Source organism: Telluria sp. ZB4P36 (genome assembly GCF_059685865.1).
Genome location: NZ_JCASIE010000003.1, coordinates 270,614 through 288,993 on the forward strand (window position 1 = coordinate 270,614; position 18,380 = coordinate 288,993).

17 protein-coding genes are annotated in these 18,380 nt (G+C 65.9%); 14 read left to right on the forward strand and 3 right to left on the reverse strand.

The window, feature by feature from the left end:
* Position 1 precedes the first annotated feature (1 nt).
* From AC56LK_RS06435 to AC56LK_RS06465, 7 genes are all read left to right on the forward strand, one after another.
* Positions 2-1,816, forward strand: a complete 1,815-nt coding sequence (locus AC56LK_RS06435; RefSeq protein ID WP_497183736.1) for a DUF4153 domain-containing protein — start codon at positions 2-4, stop codon at positions 1,814-1,816.
* A 36-nt stretch (positions 1,817-1,852) separates the two neighbouring features.
* Positions 1,853-2,410 (forward strand): ClpP family protease, encoded by a 558-nt coding sequence (locus AC56LK_RS06440; RefSeq protein ID WP_497183737.1) that lies wholly within the window; start codon positions 1,853-1,855, stop codon positions 2,408-2,410.
* A 192-nt stretch (positions 2,411-2,602) separates the two neighbouring features.
* A complete protein-coding gene (locus tag AC56LK_RS06445) occupies positions 2,603-3,859 on the forward strand; it encodes a hypothetical protein (RefSeq protein WP_497183738.1) in 1,257 nt (418 codons plus the stop codon).
* Positions 3,860-3,869: 10 nt separating this feature from the next.
* A complete protein-coding gene (locus AC56LK_RS06450; RefSeq protein ID WP_497183739.1) occupies positions 3,870-4,277 on the forward strand; it encodes a hypothetical protein in 408 nt (135 codons plus the stop codon).
* Positions 4,278-4,354: 77 nt separating this feature from the next.
* Entirely contained in the window at positions 4,355-5,917 is a 1,563-nt protein-coding gene (locus AC56LK_RS06455) for a methyl-accepting chemotaxis protein (RefSeq protein WP_497183740.1), read from the forward strand.
* Positions 5,918-6,157: 240 nt separating this feature from the next.
* Complete coding sequence (gene pilB, locus AC56LK_RS06460) at positions 6,158-7,882, forward strand: type IV-A pilus assembly ATPase PilB (RefSeq protein ID WP_497183741.1); 1,725 nt, start codon at positions 6,158-6,160, stop codon at positions 7,880-7,882.
* A 19-nt stretch (positions 7,883-7,901) separates the two neighbouring features.
* Positions 7,902-9,137: a type II secretion system F family protein gene (locus AC56LK_RS06465; protein ID WP_497183742.1), complete on the forward strand. Its 1,236-nt coding sequence runs from the start codon at positions 7,902-7,904 to the stop codon at positions 9,135-9,137.
* 108 nt (positions 9,138-9,245) lie between these two features.
* Here the strand turns inward: AC56LK_RS06465 and AC56LK_RS06470 are convergent, their stop codons facing one another.
* Positions 9,246-9,662 (reverse strand): integrase core domain-containing protein, encoded by a 417-nt coding sequence (locus tag AC56LK_RS06470; protein WP_497183743.1) that lies wholly within the window; start codon positions 9,660-9,662, stop codon positions 9,246-9,248.
* Between the two features lie 156 nt (positions 9,663-9,818).
* Between AC56LK_RS06470 and AC56LK_RS06475 the strand changes: the two genes are divergently transcribed.
* A complete protein-coding gene (locus tag AC56LK_RS06475; RefSeq protein WP_497183744.1) occupies positions 9,819-11,444 on the forward strand; it encodes an amylo-alpha-1,6-glucosidase in 1,626 nt (541 codons plus the stop codon).
* A 228-nt stretch (positions 11,445-11,672) separates the two neighbouring features.
* Here the strand turns inward: AC56LK_RS06475 and AC56LK_RS06480 are convergent, their stop codons facing one another.
* The gene (locus AC56LK_RS06480) at positions 11,673-12,572 is read right to left on the reverse strand and encodes a LysR family transcriptional regulator (RefSeq protein ID WP_497183745.1); all 900 of its coding nucleotides are present in this window, start codon (positions 12,570-12,572) and stop codon (positions 11,673-11,675) included.
* A 110-nt stretch (positions 12,573-12,682) separates the two neighbouring features.
* Here AC56LK_RS06480 and AC56LK_RS06485 point away from each other — a divergent pair, with 110 nt between their 5' ends.
* Together AC56LK_RS06485 and AC56LK_RS06490 are read left to right on the forward strand one after the other, a co-directional pair.
* Positions 12,683-13,111, forward strand: coding sequence for a tellurite resistance TerB family protein (locus tag AC56LK_RS06485; protein ID WP_497183746.1), 429 nt, complete (start codon positions 12,683-12,685; stop codon positions 13,109-13,111).
* A 29-nt stretch (positions 13,112-13,140) separates the two neighbouring features.
* Positions 13,141-14,127, forward strand: a complete 987-nt coding sequence (locus AC56LK_RS06490) for a TerC family protein (protein WP_497183747.1) — start codon at positions 13,141-13,143, stop codon at positions 14,125-14,127.
* Between the two features lie 25 nt (positions 14,128-14,152).
* Here AC56LK_RS06490 and AC56LK_RS06495 read toward each other — a convergent pair whose 3' ends face one another.
* A complete protein-coding gene (locus AC56LK_RS06495; protein WP_497183748.1) occupies positions 14,153-15,535 on the reverse strand; it encodes a hypothetical protein in 1,383 nt (460 codons plus the stop codon).
* Between the two features lie 203 nt (positions 15,536-15,738).
* On the opposite strand from AC56LK_RS06495, the gene AC56LK_RS06500 reads away from it, so the two are divergent.
* From AC56LK_RS06500 to yacG, 4 genes are all read left to right on the forward strand, one after another.
* Entirely contained in the window at positions 15,739-16,611 is an 873-nt protein-coding gene (locus AC56LK_RS06500; protein WP_497183749.1) for a prepilin peptidase, read from the forward strand.
* 1 nt (position 16,612) lies between these two features.
* On the forward strand, positions 16,613-17,242 hold the full coding sequence (gene coaE / locus AC56LK_RS06505) for a dephospho-CoA kinase (protein ID WP_497183750.1): 630 nt from the start codon (positions 16,613-16,615) through the stop codon (positions 17,240-17,242).
* 93 nt (positions 17,243-17,335) lie between these two features.
* Positions 17,336-18,091, forward strand: a complete 756-nt coding sequence (gene zapD, locus AC56LK_RS06510) for a cell division protein ZapD (protein ID WP_497183751.1) — start codon at positions 17,336-17,338, stop codon at positions 18,089-18,091.
* Between the two features lie 11 nt (positions 18,092-18,102).
* Complete coding sequence (yacG, locus tag AC56LK_RS06515) at positions 18,103-18,285, forward strand: DNA gyrase inhibitor YacG (protein WP_497183752.1); 183 nt, start codon at positions 18,103-18,105, stop codon at positions 18,283-18,285.
* Positions 18,286-18,380: the final 95 nt, after the last annotated feature.

The window sequence follows — 18,380 nt, forward strand, 5'->3', positions numbered from 1 at the left end:
CATGCAAGCAAGCACCCATGACCCGGCTGAGCCGGCCCCAAGGCCTGGCATCGCCGCCGCCCGGATCGGCATCGGGCTGCTGCAGGGACTGGTGCTCTACCTGCTGTACCGGGCGGGTACCGATGTCAGCTGGCCGGCGACCGTGCCGCGCCTGTTCCTGCCCCTGCTGATGGTGAGCGTGCTGGCGCCGGTGATCGCCATCAGCGCCCTCGGACAACTGCCCCGGCGCCAATTGCTGCTGTGGACGGCGACGGCCGCGCTGTTCATTGCCGCCCTCGCCTTCTATGACGTCTGGCGCATGGAAGGCGCCTGGCGGCCGCCGAACGGACCGAAACCGCGTGGGCCGGAGCCGTCGCCGCAGCTATGCCTGTCGCTCGTCGCCGGTTTCTTCATCGCGCATGCGCTGGTGCTGGCCGGAGCGGCCGAACGGCGCCGCATCGCCAGCTATACCGCCTATTTCGAGATCGCCTGGAAGCTGGGCGTGCAACTGGCCTTCAGCGCCCTGTTCGTCGGCGTCACCTGGCTGGTGCTCCAGCTCGGCGCGCAGCTGTTCCTGCTGATCAAGCTGGACTTCCTCAGCAAGGCAATCCAGGAATCCTGGTTCTCGATTCCCGTCACGACCTTCGCCTTCGCGAGCGCCATGCACCTGACCGACGTACGTCCAGGCATCGTGCGCGGCATCCGCAACCTGCTGCTGGTGCTGCTGTCGTGGATCCTGCCGGTGCTGACCCTGCTGGTCGGCGGCTTCCTGGCCAGCCTGCCCTTTACCGGGCTCGAAGCGCTGTGGGCGACCCGCAGCGCGGCCGCGGTCCTGCTCGGGGCAGCGGCGGCCTTCGTGGTGCTGATCAATGCAGCCTGGCAGAACGGCGCCCTGCCGGCGGCGCGTCCGGTCGCGCTGGCGGCGCGCATTGCCGCCCTGCTGCTGGTGCCGGTCACCGCGCTGGCCATCTATGCCCTGGCGCTGCGGGTCGGCGACCATGGCTGGACCGACGAGCGCGTGCTCGCCGCGGCCTGCATGCTGGTGGCCAGCTGCTATGCCGGCGGCTACGCGGCGGCGGCCCTGCGCAAGGGCTGGCTGCCGACCCTCGCCGGCGTCAACATCGCGGCCGCCGTGGTGGTGCTGGCCGTGCTGCTGGCGCTGTTCACGCCCCTGGCCGATCCGGCCCGCCTGGCGACGAAGGACCAGATGGCACGGCTGGCTTCCGGCCGCGTCGGCGCGGCGCAGTTCGACCTCGCTTACCTGCACTTCGACGGCGCGCGCTACGGCCAGGCGGCGCTGGCGCAGATCGAGGCGGACGCGCCCCAGCTGCGCAGCCGGATCGCGGCGGTGCGCAAGCTGCGCCACCGGCACGAGCAAGACCTGGTGAACGACCGGCCGGCACTCGCCGCCAACCTGCGCGTCTGGCCCGCGGGTGCGCGGCTGCCCGACAGCTTCGTGCGGATGGACTGGCTGGACCAGGCCGGCACGGGCTTCATGCCGGGATGCCTGCTGCGCCGCGCGGAAACCTGCGACGCGCTGGTCCTCGACCTGGGAGGCGACGCCCGGCCGGAAGTCCTGCTGTTCAGCGACAAGCCCTGGGAATCGATTGTCGCCACCGAAGAAGCCGGCGGCCGCTGGCGTATCGCCGGTTCGCTCCCCGGTACGCTCTGTCCGGCCTGGAAGCAGGCGCTGCGCGAAGGAAAGGTGCGCGCTGTGCCGCCCGCCTGGCAAGACCTGGAAGTGGCGGGACGCCGCATCCCCTTCGACCAGCGGCCGCCGCAGAAGGATGACTGCCCACCCGCCATGCCCGCCCAGCCGGACGCGCCGCGGCAGTGAATCTTGTTATGCTTGGGCTCACTGCAAGGAGAGCCCATGGCATTGCACATCGTTCATTTCATCGGACCGATCAACCACAGTTCCGCCAGCGCGATCCGCAACAACTGCCTGCAGGCGCTGCAGAACGGCGCCACCGAGATCGAGCTGCACATCTCCAGCGAAGGCGGCAACATGACGGCCGGCTTCGCGCTGTACTTCTTCCTGAAGTCGCTGCCGGTGCCCCTCACCACCCACAACATCGGCAGCGTCGAATCGGTGGCCGTGGTCATCTTCCTCGCCGGCCAGAAGCGCTACGCCTGCCCCGGCACCCGCTTCCTGATCCACCCGCTGCACTGGGGCTTCGGCAGCCTGGTCGCGGCCGACCATTCGCGCGTGTCGGAATGGCGCGACTGCCTCGATTTCGATGCCGAGCGCTACGCCAATATCTTCCTCGACGCCACCACGGCGGCCGGCAGCGCCACCGACATCCGCAGCAACCTCACGGGCAATGCCCGCATCTTCGATGCCGACGAAGCCGCCAAGGCAGGCATCATCCACCGCGCCATGCAGGCCCGGTTGCCGGCGGCCGGAGCGACCTGCCACTGGTGGAATTAAACTGACAATAGCCTGTTTCAACTGCACAACAGTCGGTGAGAATTCATGCTGAATTGTCACCAATTGTCATTATTCTTGTTGCCGGAAAAATTGCGCGCTGGATAGAATGATTTCCAGAGCTTCACGGCGCTGCCTGCTTGCTGCCTTATCAGCGCCGCCCTTCCCGAGCAGCTTTACGCAACAAGAATGATGATGAAAAAACGTGTGATTGCTACCCTGCTGGCGCTTCCGCTGGCAGTCTCGACGGCCTACGCCCAGGACGGCAGCGGCTTCCCTACCGTGAAAATCAGCGGCTTCGGCACCGGCGCCCTGACCTGTGCCGACACCAAGGATGCCGAATTCGCGCGCCCGAACCAGGCCAGCGGCTCGTCCGGCGATTTCCGTACCGGCATCGATTCCAACCTCGGCCTGCAGGCCGACATGCCGGTCAACAGCTGGCTGTCGCTGACCGCCCAGGGCCTGGTGCGCCGCGACGCCGAAGACAGCTACGGCGCCGAACTGAGCTGGGCCTTCGCCAAGGCCCGCATCTCGGATGAAGTGAGCCTGCGCGTCGGCCGCGTCGGCCTGCCGGTGTTCATGATTTCCGACTACCGCAACGTCGGCTATGCCAACAACATGCTGCGCCCGCCGGCGGAAGTCTATTCGCAAGTGCCGTTCAACAGCATCGACGGCGCCGACATCACCTGGCAGCACAGCTTCGGCGACACCAGCGTCACCTCGCAGCTGGCCTACGGTAACGTGAAGTCCCCGCTGTCGGGCAACATCCACGCCAAGGGCAAGCGGATCGCCGCGCTGAACGTCAGCGCCGAACACGGCCCCTTCACCGTGCGCGCCGGGCACGCGACCGCCAAGGTCACGATCGAGGACTCGGTCTCGCTGAACACCCTGGTCGGCGGCCTGCGCGCTGCCGGCGCCGGCTACCGTTTCCCGCAGCTGGTCACCCTGGCCAACGAGATCCAGGCCAACGAAAAGCGCGCCAGCTTCAACTCGCTGGGCCTGTCGATGGACTGGAACGACATCGTGGTCCAGACCGAATTCGCCAAGCGCAAGACCAAGGCCTACATCAACGACACCAGCGCCTGGTACGTGATGGCCGGCTACCGCATCGGCAAGTTCATGCCCTACGCCAGCCATGCCAAACTGAAGATCGACGGCGCCGTCGTCAACACCGTGCCGGCAGCCTGCCCTACCGGCTACCCGGCCGCCTGCACCCCGACCATGCAGCAGCTGGGCGCCGGCGTGCGCCGCCTGCCGAACACCGGCGTGGGCCAGGGCGAACAGTCGACCAACACCATCGGCGTGCGCTGGGACTTCGCCGGCTCGGTGGCCCTGAAGGCCCAGATCGACCGCGTCAAGCCGAACAACGGCACCGGCCTGTTCGTGAACGCCAAGCCCGGCTTCAAGGACACCGTGACCGTCGGCGCCGTCGCCCTCGATTTCGTGTTCTAAGGAGCGGCACATGAACAAGATGATTGCACAACTGTTCGCCGTTGCCGCCCTTGGCGCCGCGGTCCCCGCCATGGCCGAAGTGGTCGTGGTGGTCAACCCGAAGGCCGCCGAGAGCACGATGAGCAAGGAGCAGGTCGCCCAGTTCTTCCTCGGTAAGTCGTCCAGCATGACCCCGATCGACCAAGCCGATGCGAGCGCGATCCGCGCCGAGTTCTACAAGAAGGTCGCGGACAAGGACGCCGCCCAGGCCAAGGCCCTGTGGTCGAAGCTGGTCTTCACCGGCAAGGCCACGATGCCGAAGGAAGTCGCCGACAGCGCCGCCGTGAAGGCCGCCGTCGCCGCCAACCCGAAGGCGATCGGCTACATCGACAAGAGCGCCGTCGACGCCAGCGTCAAGGTCGTCTATACGGCACCGTAAACGCGCTTCGTTTATAAGCTAGCACCCGCCGCCGGCCCCCGCGCCGGCGGCGGTTTCTGCATTCTGGAGACATCAACATGAGCATCAAGCGCAGGATCTGGGCACTGCCCGTCATCTCCGCCATTATTTTCGGCCTCGGCGCCGGCGCCAGCGCGATGATCGCGAACGGCGCGCTGAACTCGATCACCACGACCGCGAGCGTCGACTATCCGGTGCTCGATGCCTCCAAGGCCCTCATTCTCGACGTCGCCGCCGTCACCGACGGCCTGCAGGACGCCGTCGCCGAAGGCGACAAGGACAAGATCGGCCAGGTCGGCGAGCAGGCCAACAAGCTGCGCGCGCGGCTGAACAAGTTTGCACAGATCCCGGGCCAGCTTGAGACCGGCGCACGCCTGGGCAAGGAATTCGACGCCTATTACGCGCCGGCCCTGTCGGCCGCGCGCATCATGCTGGAGATGGAACAGGGCGACCCGCAGCTTGTGGTCGGCAAGATGCAGTCGGCGCTCGCCACCCTCAACAAGGACCTCGCCACGGTCAACGAGTCGGCCCAGCGCCAGTTCGCGGCCGGCATCGAAGGCAGCAAGAACAGCGTGCAGAATGTGCTGATCTCGATGATCGCCACCGCGCTGATCGTGATCGCCTGCCTGGCCGTGGTCTCGTGGTTCGTGGTGCGCACCATCTGGCGCCAGCTGGGCGGCGAACCGGCGTATGCGCGCGAAATCGCCCGCGCCGTGGCCGCCGGCGACCTGTCGACCGAGATCCGCATCGAAGCCGGCGACAGCGGCAGCCTGCTGGTGGCGCTGAAGGAGATGCGCGAGCGCCTGGCGACCCTGGTCGCCGAGATCAAGCTGTCTGCCGACACCATCGCCATGGCCAGCTCGGAAATCGCCAGCGGCAACGCCGACCTGGCGCGCCGCACCGAATCGCAGGCCGCCAGCCTGGACCGCACCACCCGCTCGATGGAAGAGCTGACCGGCGCCGTGCGCGAGAACGCCAGCGCCGCCTCCCAGGCCAACGCACTGGTGGAAACCGCGACCAGCATCGCGACCCGCGGCGGCCAGGTGGTCGGCGGCGTGGTCAGCACGATGGGCGACATCAACAGCTCGGCCAACAAGATCGTCGAGATCATCTCGGTCATCGACGGCATCGCCTTCCAGACCAACATCCTGGCGCTGAACGCGGCGGTGGAAGCGGCGCGCGCCGGCGAACAGGGACGCGGCTTCGCGGTCGTGGCCGGCGAAGTGCGCAACCTGGCGCAGCGTTCGGCGGCGGCGGCCAAGGAAATCAAGGAGCTGATCGGCGACTCGGTGGCCAAGGTCTCGGCCGGCAGCGCGCTGGTCGACGAAGCCGGCGTGACCATGGGCCAGATCGTCGAATCGGTGCGCAAGGTGCAGGCCATCATGGCCGAGATCAGCGCCGCCGGCGCCCGCCAGAGCGCCGGCATCGACGACATCGGCCGCGCGATCGGCAGCATCGACGAGATGACCCAGCAGAACTCGGCGCTGGTCGAGGAAGCATCGGCGGCGGCGGAATCGCTGACCGAGCAGACCACGCAGCTGACCCATGCCCTGGCGGTGTTCAAGCTGGAAGAGGCGGCGCCGGCGGCGGCAAGCGGCGCCAGGCGACTGGCACTGCGCTGAGCGCTTGTTGGCGGCCCCCTGAAGCGCGTCAATACGGCGCCTTGCCACCTCGACCACAATCCTTGTCGGCCCGACCACAAGGATTGTCAGCCGGTCCATGAAACTTCCCACGGCAGCCCGAGGACGTGGCGCGCACGCATCTCCCGGGGACGGAATCCTTTACAAATTTGATGCCCGTAGGCATCATCCAAAGAATCCTTCCCGGGTAAATCTTCCTTTATCAAGGCGCCTCGGCTACCTATGGCAGCAGTCCTCCCCAACACGATCAGCGGCGCTCCCCTCGCGGGCCTGGCGCGCGCGCTCGTGCAGGCGAACCGGCTGAACCCGGGACAGGCGGACGCCCTGCAAAAAAAGGCCGCGGCCGACAAGAGCGCCTTCATCGACGCCCTGCTCGACAGCGGCATCATCGAGCCGGCCGCGCTGGCCAGCTTCTGCGCCGAGACCTTCGGCTACCCGCTGCTCGACCTGGCGAGCTTCGCGCCGGAAGCCCTCCCGACCACCGCCATCGACGCCAAGCTGATGCAGGCGCAGCGCGTCATCGCGCTGGCCAAGCGCGGCAACAAGCTGTCGGTGGCCCTGTCCGACCCCACCAATACCCAGGCACTCGACCAGATCAAGTTCCAGAGCGAGGCCTCGGTGGAGCCGGTGATCGTGGCCCATGACGTCCTGGTCAAGTTGCTGGGGACCCTGGCCAAGAGCGCCGAAGCCACCCTGAACGACCTGGTCGGCGACGACACCGAGATCGAGTTCGCCGAGGAAGCCACGCAGCAGGCGGCGCCCGACGCGGCCAGCGAGGTCGAGGACGCGCCGATCGTGCGCTTCCTGAACAAGATCCTGATGGACGCGCTGCAACTGGGCGCCTCGGACATCCACTTCGAGCCCTACGAAAAGTACTACCGCATCCGCCTGCGCGTGGACGGCGTGCTGCGTGACCACGCCACCCCGCCGCTGTCGATCCGCGAAAAGCTGGTCTCGCGCATCAAGGTGCTGGCCAAGCTCGACATCTCGGAAAAGCGCGTGCCCCAGGACGGCCGCATGCGCCTGGTGATGGGCCCGACCCGCACCATCGACTTCCGCGTCTCGACCCTGCCCACGCTGTTCGGCGAAAAGACCGTCATGCGTATCCTCGACGCCACCCAGGCGCAGATGGGCATCGACGCGCTCGGCTACGATCCCGACCAGAAGGCCCTGCTGCTGGACGCGATCTCGCGTCCCTACGGCATGGTGCTGGTCACCGGCCCCACCGGCTCGGGCAAGACGGTGTCGCTGTACACCTGCCTGAACGTGCTGAACAAACCCGGCATCAACATCTCCACCGCGGAAGACCCGGCCGAGATCAACCTGCCCGGCGTGAACCAGGTCAACGTCAACGACAAGGCCGGCCTCACCTTCCCGGTGGCGCTGAAGTCCTTCCTGCGCCAGGACCCGGACATCATCATGGTCGGCGAGATCCGCGACCTGGAAACCGCCGACATCGCGATCAAGGCCGCCCAGACCGGCCACATGGTGTTCTCGACCCTGCACACCAACGACGCACCCTCGACCCTGACGCGCCTGATGAACATGGGCGTGGCGGCTTTCAACATCGCCTCCTCGGTGATCCTGATCACGGCGCAGCGCCTGGCGCGCCGCCTGTGCAGCTGCAAGCAGCCGCTCGAGACCTCGCGCGAGGTGCTGCTGGCGGCCGGCTACCGCGAGGCCGACCTGGAAGGCGGCTGGAAGCCCTACGGCCCGGTGGGCTGCGACCGCTGCCTCGGCTCGGGCTACAAGGGACGCGTCGGCATCTACCAGATCATGCCGATCACGCCGGCGATCGAGGCCCTGATCCTCGCGCACGGCAACTCGATGCAGATCGCCGAACAGGCCGAGAAGGACGGCGTGAACTCGCTGCGCCGTTCGGGCCTGATGAAGGTGAAACAGGGACTCACGAGTCTTGAAGAAGTGCTCGGCTGCACCAACGAATAAGCGAACCTACGAGACTACTATGGCAACGTCCCTACAAACCCGGAGCCGCGCAGGCGCGCAGGTCAAGGAATTTGTCTATGCCTGGGAAGGCAAGGACAAGACCGGCAAGACCGTGCGCGGCGAGCTGCGCGCCGGCGGCGAGGCGATCGTCAACGTCACGCTGCGCCGCCAGGGCATCCTGGTCACCAAGGTCAAGAAGAAGGCCCTGCGCAGCGGACGCAAGATCACCGACAAGGACCTGACCCTGTTCACGCGCCAGCTGGCCACCATGATGAAGGCCGGCGTGCCGCTGCTGCAGGCCTTCGACATCGTCGGCAAGGGCCACGGCAATCCCTCGATGGCCAAGCTGATCATGGACCTGCGCAACGACGTCGAGACCGGCACCAGCCTGAACAACGCTTTCCGCAAGTACCCGGTCTATTTCGACCCGCTGTTCTGCAACCTGGTCGGCGCCGGCGAACAGGCCGGCATCCTGGAAGACCTGCTGACCCGCCTGGCGATCTACAAGGAGAAGACGCTGGCGATCAAGGCCAAGATCAAGTCGGCCCTGATGTACCCGATCTCGATCATCGCGATCGCCTTCGTGGTCACGGCGGTCATCATGATCTGGGTGGTGCCGGCCTTCAAGGAAGTGTTTACCTCCTTCGGCGCCGACCTGCCCGCCCCGACCCTGATCGTGATGGGGATCTCGGACTTCGTCGTGGCCTGGTGGTGGGTGATCTTCGGTTCGCTGTTCGCCGGCCTGTACTTCTTCTTCCAGTCCTGGAAGCGCTCGCGCAAGGTGCAGCAGGCGATGGACCGCATCCTGCTGCGCCTGCCGATCTTCGGCGCCGTGATCCGCAAGGCCACCATCGCGCGCTGGACCCGCACCCTGTCGACCATGTTCGCGGCCGGCGTGCCGCTGGTCGAAGCCCTCGACTCGGTCGGCGGCGCCTCCGGCAACGACGTCTACCTGGAGGCGACCAAGAAGATCCAGACCGAGGTCAGCACCGGCACCAGCCTGACGATCTCGATGCAGAACGTGAACGTGTTCCCGAACATGGTGATCCAGATGGTGCAGATCGGCGAGGAATCCGGCTCGCTCGACGCCATGCTGGGCAAGGTGGCGGACTTCTTCGAAGAGGAAGTCGACGAGGCGGTGGCCGGGCTGTCGTCGCTGATGGAGCCGCTGATCATGGTGATCCTGGGCGTGCTGATCGGCGGCCTGGTGGTGGCGATGTATCTGCCGATCTTCAAGCTGGGGGCGGTGGTGTAAGCGGCGCTGCAGGTACTCAGAATACGTAGCAGTATCTCAGAAAACTTCGCAGTGACTTCGTGACCTGATCGGCCAATTTGTAGCCAGGGCGATTGTTAGTCTTCGACTTCAGGCAGCCTGTTCCTGGCTCCGTTCACGTCCGACTGATGCCGGTGTGCGGTTGCCAAGTGCAGAGTGCGGCCGCTCCTTGATATGGAAATGCCGCCATTTCTCAATGATCAGTTTGACCTCCTGGCGGCTGACAAACCATTTCCGGTTCAGGCATTCATCGCGCAGCTTGCCGTTGAAGCGCTCGACGACGCCGTATTGCCATGGGCTGCCTGGCGCGATGTAAGCCGGTCCGATATTCTGGTCACGCAGCCATTTCATGACGGCCGTGGCGGTCCGTCTGGTTGCCGGGTCACCAATTTTTTCGGCGATCTCCTTCAGTCCTTCGATCGCCAGAACCTGCTCGGCCAGACGGTTCTTCAGTTTGGGGTTCTCGGCCTCCAAATCCTTCAGCCGACGCGCTTCGGGCACCGTCATTCCGTTGTACGTGTTTCAGGTCAGGCGTATTGATAGAGCTAACAGAAACCTAATGAATTGTCGAAAAAACGGAATTGATTCCAGCCGGGGCGTAGCAGACACTGAGGGAGTGAGGGCGTGCCCTTGCCGACCATCAGTGAACAACATCGGGAATCCATGAACCGCCGCCGCAATATCTTGAAATCCGTCGTCGCCTTGGGCGCGGCGGCCCCGCTCGCCGCCACACAAGCCCAAACCCCTGCCAAGGCCGCTATGCCGGCGGGACGCTGGAAACGCGCCAGTCCTTTCTACGACCGCTCCCAGCCCGATCCGATGGTGAAGGAAAACGTCTTCATCGCGCGTGCGCCGGACACCACCCGCCCGCCGACCTTTGCCGAAGCGCGTGCGCAGCTGCCCAAGCCATTCTGGAGCGGGCATGACAGCGCCGTGGCCGGTTACTGGAAAGCCTGGGAACTGGCCTTCAAGAACACCAAGCCGGTGACGGCCGCGAATGGCTTCGTGTCGCCCTTCATCGATACCGCCTTCAACAACAACCTGTTCATGTGGGATTCGGTGTTCATCCTGATGTTCGGCCGCTACGGCGAGCGGGCGTTTTCGTTCCAGCGCACGCTCGACAATATGTACGCCAAGCAGCACGAAGATGGCTTCATCTGCCGCGAAATCCGTCTGAGCAATGGCCAGGACGCATTCGCCTCAGACGATCCGGCCAGCACCGGCCCAAACCTGATGCCCTGGTCGGAGTGGGAATATTACGAACAATTCGGCGACCGCGAACGCCTGGCCGCCGTATTCCCGCCGCTGCTGGCCTACTATCGCTGGTTCCGCAAGAACCGCAGCTGGCAGAACGGCACCTACTGGGCCACCGGCTGGGCCTGCGGCATGGACAACCAGCCGCGCGTATCCAAGGGTGTCAGCCACGAATTCGACCACGACCACATGAGCTGGGTGGACACCACCGCGCAAGCGGTGTTCGCCGCCAAGGTCCTGCTGAAGATGGCAGCGGTGCTGGGTCGCCAGGCCGATGTGCGCGATCTGCCGGCCGAGGTGGCTGCGCTGAGCGCCTTCATCAACAAGCACATGTGGAATGAAAAGCAGGGCTTTTATGTCGACGTGCGGCGCGACGGCTCCAGGAGCGACTGCAAGTCGGTTGCCGGTTACTGGGTCCTGATGGCCGGGATCGCCCCGCCGGCGCGGCGCGCGCGCATGCTCGCCCACCTGACGAATCCGAAGACTTTCGGGCGTCCGCATCCGATTCCGACCCTGTCGGCGGACGATCCGGAATACCGCGAAGAAGGCGCCTACTGGCAGGGTGGCGTCTGGCCCTCGACTAACTACATGGTACTTCGCATGCTCAGCTCCCTCGGCAGCCACGAGCTCGCGCACAAGCTCGGTGCGCGCCACCACGACATGGTCACCAAGGTGTACGAGAGCACCGGCACCTTCTGGGAAAACTATCAGCCCGAAAAGGCCGCGCCCGGTAAACCAGCCAAGGACGATTTCGTCGGCTGGGGTGGAGTCGGTCCGATCGCCGTGTTCCTGGAATATGTGCTGGGCCTGCGTCCGGATTTCTCACGCAAGGTGCTGGTGTGGGATGTGCGCCTGCTGGACGAACATGGCGTCAAGGACTACGCCATCGGCAAGGACACGCTGGTGCAGCTGGCGGTGGCCAAGCGCGCCGATGCGCGCGTGGCGCCAGAGGTGACGATCACGTCGAACCGGCCTTTGAAGGTGGAATTGACGTGGGAGGGCGGGCGCCGCACTATCGAGGTGGCCGCGACCTAGGTAATGCGGGTCGGGTCGCCGCGCGAGCGCATCAGAGTACGCATTGACGAGATGGTCTGGGATCTCGAGCGGTAACAAGTCTGCCTGATGTCGATCGTGGCGCACCATTTGTAGAACGTGGCGGCTGATGCGTGCGATCTTTCGGTCACATAACGACCTGATCTCCACCATCACCGACGCTAGAGCGCTGCACAGAAGGGCCGGTCCATGGACCTGCCCTTCGCATTTTCAGGCCGCGCCGCCGAACACCGCCGCCGCCCCATCGAGGATGCGCCGTACCGCCGGATGCCGTTCGCGCCGTTCCACCGACACGGCATAGAAATGCTCGACGATGCTGTCGATGGTTCCGATGGCTTCGAGCCCATTCTCCGCCCGCACGATGTCGGACAGTACCGTGGGCGCCACCATGAAGCCGGCCCCGGCGCGGGCGAAGGACTTCAGCAGCGCGCCGTCGTCGAACTCGCCCACCGTGATCGGGCGCAGCGCCTGGCTCTCGAACCAGCTCTTGAGCTGGGTGTGGATGGCCGCGTCCTGCCCCGGCAACAGGAAGGGCGCGCCGCGCAGCCGCTGCGGAAACTCGCCCGGCCAGGCCGCGCACAGCGCGGGATGGCCGAACACGGTGAGCGTACTCGAGCCCAGCAGGTGGGTGAAACCGCGCACCGCGCCGCCGGTCGGCAGGCCCTGGTCGGCGATGACGAGGTCGAGCTTGTGCGCCGTGAGTTCCAGCAGCATGTCCTCGAAGCGGCCTTCGCGGCAGATCAGGCGCATCGCCAGGCCCGCCTCACGCGCCGGCTGCAGCAGGCGGAAGGCGAGCGTCTTGGCGATCACGTCGCAGATGCCGACGCGCAGGGTCTCGTCGCCGTTGAAGGCGCCGCGCCGCACCGCCTCTTCCAACTCGTTGCCGAGGTCGAAGATCTGTTCCGCATAGCGCAGGACGGTCTTGCCGGCCTCGGTCAGTTCCAGCACCCGCCCCTTCTTCTTGAACAGCTCTTCGTCCAGCTGCTCCTCGAGCAGCTGCAGCTGCATGCTGATCGCCTGCGCCGTCACGTGCAGCTGCTCGGCCGCGCGCGCCACGGTGCCCAGCGTGGCCACCGCGTGAAAGTAGTGCAGGTGCTTGTAGTTAATCATCGAACAATCCTCAATTAAAACTTACGCTTTACGAAAGATTAATCGATTTTACTTTGCATTTGTGGGCTTCTATAGTGAATCCACTTTCATTTATTACCGACGAGGTCGCCATGCACACGTATTCCACCAATAGTTCCGAAGCAGTCAGCCGCATCCTGGCCCTGACCATGATCGTCGACGGCCATGTCAGCCCATCCGAGGTGCATGCGATGCACCGCGCCGAGTACCTGGAGCAGGCCGGGATCGACGACGACACCTTCGACCGCACCCTGCGCGAACTGTGCGAAGACCTGCTCGATGCGGCAAGCAACCGCCGCGCCGGGCTGGTCGAGATCGACCCGCGCCTGATGGACGCCCTGCTGCTCGACATCCGCGATCCGCTTCTGCAGCTCCGCGTGTGGCGCACCATGGTCGACATCGTCCACGCCGACGGCCACCTGGACGGCCGCGAAACGACGCTGGTACGCCGCGCGGCGCGCGCCTGGTTCGGCCAGGACCGCGCCGAGGATGCCTTCAGCACGGCTGCACTGGCTTCCTGAGGCCTTGACGACCGATAAGGGAAATTATCATGGACATCCTCACTACCTTATGGCTCGGCACACCGGCCTGGACCTGGCTGGTGTTCATCGCGATCGTCGTGGTCCTGCTGGCCTTCGACCTCGGCGTGCTGAACAAGAAAGACCACGTCATCGGGGTCAAGGAAAGCCTGAAGCTGTCGGCGCTCTACCTGACGGCGGGCCTGGCCTTCGGTCTCTGGGTCTGGTTCGAGCTCGGCAGCGAAAAGGGCCTGCACTTCTACACCGGCTTCCTGATCGAGAAGAGCCTGTCGCTGGATAATATCTTCGTGATCTCGCTGATCTTCGCTACCCTGGCGATCCCGCCGCTCTACCAGCACCGGGTGCTGTTCTGGGGCATCATGGGCGTGATCGTCACGCGCGGCATCATGATCGGCGCCGGCGCGGCCCTGGTGGAGAACTACTACTGGGTGCTGTACATCTTCGGCGCCTTCCTGGTATTCACCGGCATCAAGATGTTCTTCGTCTCGACCAGCGGCGACGACATCCGTGAAAGCAAGGTGCTGGCCTGGCTGAAGCGCCACCTGCGCGTCACGCCCGAGCTGCACGGCAATCACTTCCTGGTGCGCCAGCCCGACCCGGCGCAACCCGGCAAGACGCTGTTGTGGGCGACGCCGCTGTTCCTGGCGCTGTGCATGGTCGAGATCACCGACGTCGTGTTCGCGGTCGACAGCGTGCCTGCGATCTTCGCGATCACCAGCGACCCGTTCATCGTCTACACCTCGAACATCTTCGCGGTGCTGGGCCTGCGTGCACTGTACTTCGCGCTGGCGGCGATGGTGGCGCGCTTCCACTACCTGCAATACTCGCTGGCCGCGGTGCTGGTCTTCATCGGCTCGAAGATCTTCCTGGGCGACTTCGTGTTCGGCGGCAAGGTGCCGGCTGGCCTGTCGCTGGCCGTCACCGGCCTGCTGATCGCGTCGGGCATCCTGTACTCGCTGTTGCGTACCCGCGGCGAGCCGCCGGCGGCGGCAGGCTGAGACGGCGGGCGGCCTTTCGCTGGCTTCAGCGCAAGGCCGCCTGCACCCCGCGCGCCATCCGTCCCAGCAGCGCCCGCCACAGATAACCGCCCATGGCCAGGGGCCGGTGCCGGTCGGCGCCGCGCCTTCCCATACGCTGCGGCAGGAAGAAGCGTCCGAAGGCCGACAGGCCGCTGCGCCGCAACGTCCAGAAGCAGCCGCCAGCATGGACGGTGTCGAAGCCGTCCTCGGCACGCAGCAACTGCAGCGCCGTTCCCGAAAACATCGCCACGTGGGCCGCCGGCAGTTCGCCGTTGGCCCGCGGCCGCAGGCGGAAGCCATGCCGGTAGGACAGCTCCACGGTCTGGCGCAGGTCCGGCAGGTAGACCAGCAAGGGACGCAGCAGCCCGATCCTTTCCAGCAGCCAGGGCAGCACATGCATCCCGGCCGTGACCCGCTCGCGGTAACGGGAAAACGCCGCCTTCAGCTCGCCCAGCGAGGCTTGCGGCAGGCGCGGCAGCGGCGGCGGACGCCTGCGCCAGCCTTCGGTCCAGTGTTCCAGCGCCCGCTCGTGGGCGCAGGCCAGCGTGCCCGGCGTGTCGCGCTGCAGGTCGATGCTGGCGCCGGGCGCCAGGAAACGGATCACCCCAAGCAGCTTGTCGAGCCGCGACACCTCGAGCAGCTCGGCCGGCGACAACCTGCCGCCGTTGAGCCAGACATTGTCGACCCGCGCGAAGCGCGCGAACGAGGCGATCGGCAGCACCAGCCTTGGCCGGAAGCGCTCGACCTGCAGCGCCAGGCGCTCCACCGCCGCCTTGGCCGCCGCCTCGCGCAGCGCGAACTGTTCCGGATTGCCGCACCAGCCCATGCTGCCGAAACCGGTGAGCAGCAGGTCGATGCGCGACGCCGCCTGGGCGATGCGCGGCGCCGCCGCATGGCAGGCCGCCGGCGTGGCCAGGGCGCGGTCGCCCAGGTTGAGGATGCTGCGTCCGCCGCAGCTGATCAGGCAGGCGGTGTCGCCGTCGCCGTTGGCGAGCGCGGTCAGGCGCAGGTCGCCGGCCAGCCCCACCGTGACGCCGTCCGGGCAGGCCGCCACCGGCAGCCGCAGGCGCCGCAGCTCCCTGGCGATGCGCATGTCGCGCCCCGGACGGTAGAGAAAGGTCGCGATGCCGCGGAATTCGGAGCGGAAGCGCCGCAGGAAAGGCAGCGGAAAGCGGTCGGGCTGGGCGCGCGAGCACCATATATAGATGGGCACGCCGGCGGCATTCAGCGTGTCGAGCAGCTCGCTGGTGCTGCTGGCGCCATCCACCAGGCTCCAGGCGCCGTCGAGCACCGCACCCTCGAGCCAGGGATCGGCGACCAGCAGCGCGGCGTCGGTGCGCACCATGAAGCAGGCATGGTTCAGGAAAGTCAGTGTTGCGCGTGGCATCGCAGGCACCCGGCAGTGGCGGAGAGAACCAGCGTAGCCGCGCGCCACGGCCGGAGCATGATCCCTCACAATCGTGCGCCAGGGTGCAGACCTGCTCGCGGAAGCTTCGCCAAATCGCAGGAAAGCTCTACAATAGGTTGATGTAAAGAATCTTTTTGCGCCAACCCGATTCTCTCCCTTTGTTTTTGACCGGACCTGCCGCCATGCCCCTGGAATCCTTGCTGTTCGCCCCGCCGGCCACCCTGAGCGCCACCCTCGTGGCCGCCCTGTTCGGGCTGCTCGTGGGCAGCTTCCTGAACGTGGTCATCCACCGCATCCCGAAGATGATGCAGCGCGAGTCCGACAACTACGTGGCCCAGGAAAGCGGCAAGGAACCGCCGCATACCGACCGCTACAACCTGATGGTGCCGCGCTCGAGCTGCCCGCACTGCGGGCACCAGATCACGGCCATGGAAAACATCCCGGTGGTCAGCTGGCTGGCCCTGCGCGGTAAATGCCGCAAGTGCAAGGCGCCGATCTCGCCGCGCTATCCCGCGGTCGAACTGCTCACCGGCGTGCTGGCCGGCCTGCTGGTATGGACCTTCGGCAGCGGCCTGGCCGGCCTGGCGACGCTGCTGTTCCTGTTCCTGCTGGTGGCCATGACCTTCATCGACATCGACACCCAGCTGCTGCCGGACGACCTGACCTATCCGCTGCTGTGGGCCGGCCTGCTGGTCAACCTGAACGGGACCTTCGTGCCGCTCGCCGACGCCGTGATCGGCGCCGCCGCCGGCTACCTGGTGCTGTGGTCGGTGTACTGGCTGTTCAAGCTGGTCACCGGCAAGGAAGGCATGGGCTACGGCGACTTCAAGCTGCTGGCGGCCCTGGGCGCCTGGCTCGGCTGGCAAATGCTGCCGACCATCATCCTGCTGTCCTCGGTGGTGGGCGCGCTGGTGGGCATCAGCCTGATCGTGTTCGCCAAGCGCGGACGCGACAAGCCGATCCCCTTCGGTCCTTACCTGGCGGCGGCCGGCCTGATCGCCCTGCTCTACGGCAGCGGCATCAGCGCCCAGCTGCAGGCCGTCGTCGCCGGCTGAAATGGACGCTCCCCGCCCTCCCGCGTTCTCGGTCGGCCTGACCGGCGGCATCGGCTGCGGCAAGAGCACCGTGGCCGACATGTTCGCGGCCCGCGGCGCCTCCGTGATCGACACCGACCAGATCGCCCATGCGCTCACCGCGCCGCATGGCGCCGCGATGCCGGCCCTGCTGGCGGAATTCGGCGCCGACTTCGCCACGCCGGACGGCGCGCTCGACCGCGCCCGGATGCGCGCCCTGGTCTTCAGCGACGACACGGCGCGCGCCCGGCTGGAAGCCATCCTGCATCCGAAGATCCGCGACGCCACCGCCGCCGCCGCGGCGATCGCCACCGGCGACTACCTGATCTTCGTCGTGCCCCTGCTGATCGAGTCCGGCACCTGGCGCGGGCGCGTCAGCCGCATCCTGGCGATCGACTGCCCGGAAGACGTCCAGGTGGCGCGCGTGATGGCCCGCAGCGGCCTGGCGGAAGCCCAGGTGCGCGCCATCATGGCCGCCCAGGTCACGCGCGAACAGCGCCGGGCGGCGGCCGACGACATCATCCTGAACGACGATGGGCTGGACGCGCTGCACCCGCAGGTCGCCGTTTTGCACGCTTTGTATTTATCCATGAGCAAAGAAACGCAAAACTAATTTTATTTAAGTCAATGCGGGATTTGTAATTTTACGCAGCATGGTTCAGAATCACGGGGTTGCTCGCCAGCCTACATTCAGAGGAATGTCATTTTGATCGTCTACGAATATCCTTTCAACGAGCGGATTCGCACGTTGTTGCGGCTGGAAGATTTGTACGAGAAGTTCAAATTCTTTGTGCACCAAGAGCACCCGATGCAACACCACGTGGCCCTGGCCACGATCTTCGACATGCTGGAAGTGGCCGGCCGCGCCGACCTGAAATCCGACCTGCTGCAGGAACTCGAGCGTCAGAAACAAATCCTGCTGTCCTACCGCAGCAATCCCAATGTCGCCAGCGAGACCCTCGACGCCGTGCTGGCCGAGCTCGACGCCGTCAGCGGCGCCCTGGTGGCGGCGCAGGGCAAGACCGGCCAGAACGTGCGCGACAACGAGTGGCTGATGAGCATCCGCGGCCGCACCATCATCCCGGGCGGCGCCTGCGAGTTCGATTTACCATCGTATTACGCCTGGCAGCACCGGCCTGCCGAACAGCGGTCTTCCGATATCATGGGTTGGTTCGCCCCGCTGGCCCCGCTGTTCGAGGCCCTGGCCCTGGTGCTGCGCCTGCTGCGCGATTCCGGCGGACCTGTCAACATGGTCGCCACCGGCGGCAGCTATCAGCAGATGCTGCAGGGGAAGGTGTACCAGATGCTGCGCCTGTCGATCGACGAAACCCAGGGTGCGATTCCCGAGATCTCGGCCAACAAGTACATGCTGTGGGTGCGCTTCACCTCGCAGGACGGCGACTGCAAGCCGAAGGCGCTCGAAGAAGACGTGCCCTTCAACCTGACTCTCTGTAATTTTTAAGTGGTAGCGATATGACTGTTGTAGCCTGCCCGACCTGCGGCAAGAAGGTCGAATGGACCCCGGCGAACAAGTACCGCCCGTTCTGCTCCGAGCGCTGCAAGCAGATCGACCTGGGTGCCTGGGCCGAAGAGAAGTACACGATTCCCGGCGCGGCGCCGAGCGATCCCCAGGACGACAAGCTGGCGGACGACTAAGAGCGCCTAACAAAACCCCGAGGGCAAGGCGCATCGTCGAAGACAGTACGCTAGTACGGCGAGACGATGCAACGCAGCCATCGGGGGAATTGTTA

Coding starts and splice junctions, on each gene's coding strand:
- AC56LK_RS06435 (WP_497183736.1), top strand. CDS start 2: ATGCAAGCAAGCACCCATGACCCGGCTGAGCCGGCCCCAAGGCCTGGC.
- AC56LK_RS06440 (WP_497183737.1), top strand. CDS start 1,853: ATGGCATTGCACATCGTTCATTTCATCGGACCGATCAACCACAGTTCC.
- AC56LK_RS06445 (WP_497183738.1), top strand. CDS start 2,603: ATGAAAAAACGTGTGATTGCTACCCTGCTGGCGCTTCCGCTGGCAGTC.
- AC56LK_RS06450 (WP_497183739.1), top strand. CDS start 3,870: ATGAACAAGATGATTGCACAACTGTTCGCCGTTGCCGCCCTTGGCGCC.
- AC56LK_RS06455 (WP_497183740.1), top strand. CDS start 4,355: ATGAGCATCAAGCGCAGGATCTGGGCACTGCCCGTCATCTCCGCCATT.
- pilB (WP_497183741.1), top strand. CDS start 6,158: ATGGCAGCAGTCCTCCCCAACACGATCAGCGGCGCTCCCCTCGCGGGC.
- AC56LK_RS06465 (WP_497183742.1), top strand. CDS start 7,902: ATGGCAACGTCCCTACAAACCCGGAGCCGCGCAGGCGCGCAGGTCAAG.
- AC56LK_RS06470 (WP_497183743.1), bottom strand. CDS start 9,662: ATGACGGTGCCCGAAGCGCGTCGGCTGAAGGATTTGGAGGCCGAGAAC.
- AC56LK_RS06475 (WP_497183744.1), top strand. CDS start 9,819: ATGAACCGCCGCCGCAATATCTTGAAATCCGTCGTCGCCTTGGGCGCG.
- AC56LK_RS06480 (WP_497183745.1), bottom strand. CDS start 12,572: ATGATTAACTACAAGCACCTGCACTACTTTCACGCGGTGGCCACGCTG.
- AC56LK_RS06485 (WP_497183746.1), top strand. CDS start 12,683: ATGCACACGTATTCCACCAATAGTTCCGAAGCAGTCAGCCGCATCCTG.
- AC56LK_RS06490 (WP_497183747.1), top strand. CDS start 13,141: ATGGACATCCTCACTACCTTATGGCTCGGCACACCGGCCTGGACCTGG.
- AC56LK_RS06495 (WP_497183748.1), bottom strand. CDS start 15,535: ATGCCACGCGCAACACTGACTTTCCTGAACCATGCCTGCTTCATGGTG.
- AC56LK_RS06500 (WP_497183749.1), top strand. CDS start 15,739: ATGCCCCTGGAATCCTTGCTGTTCGCCCCGCCGGCCACCCTGAGCGCC.
- coaE (WP_497183750.1), top strand. CDS start 16,613: ATGGACGCTCCCCGCCCTCCCGCGTTCTCGGTCGGCCTGACCGGCGGC.
- yacG (WP_497183752.1), top strand. CDS start 18,103: ATGACTGTTGTAGCCTGCCCGACCTGCGGCAAGAAGGTCGAATGGACC.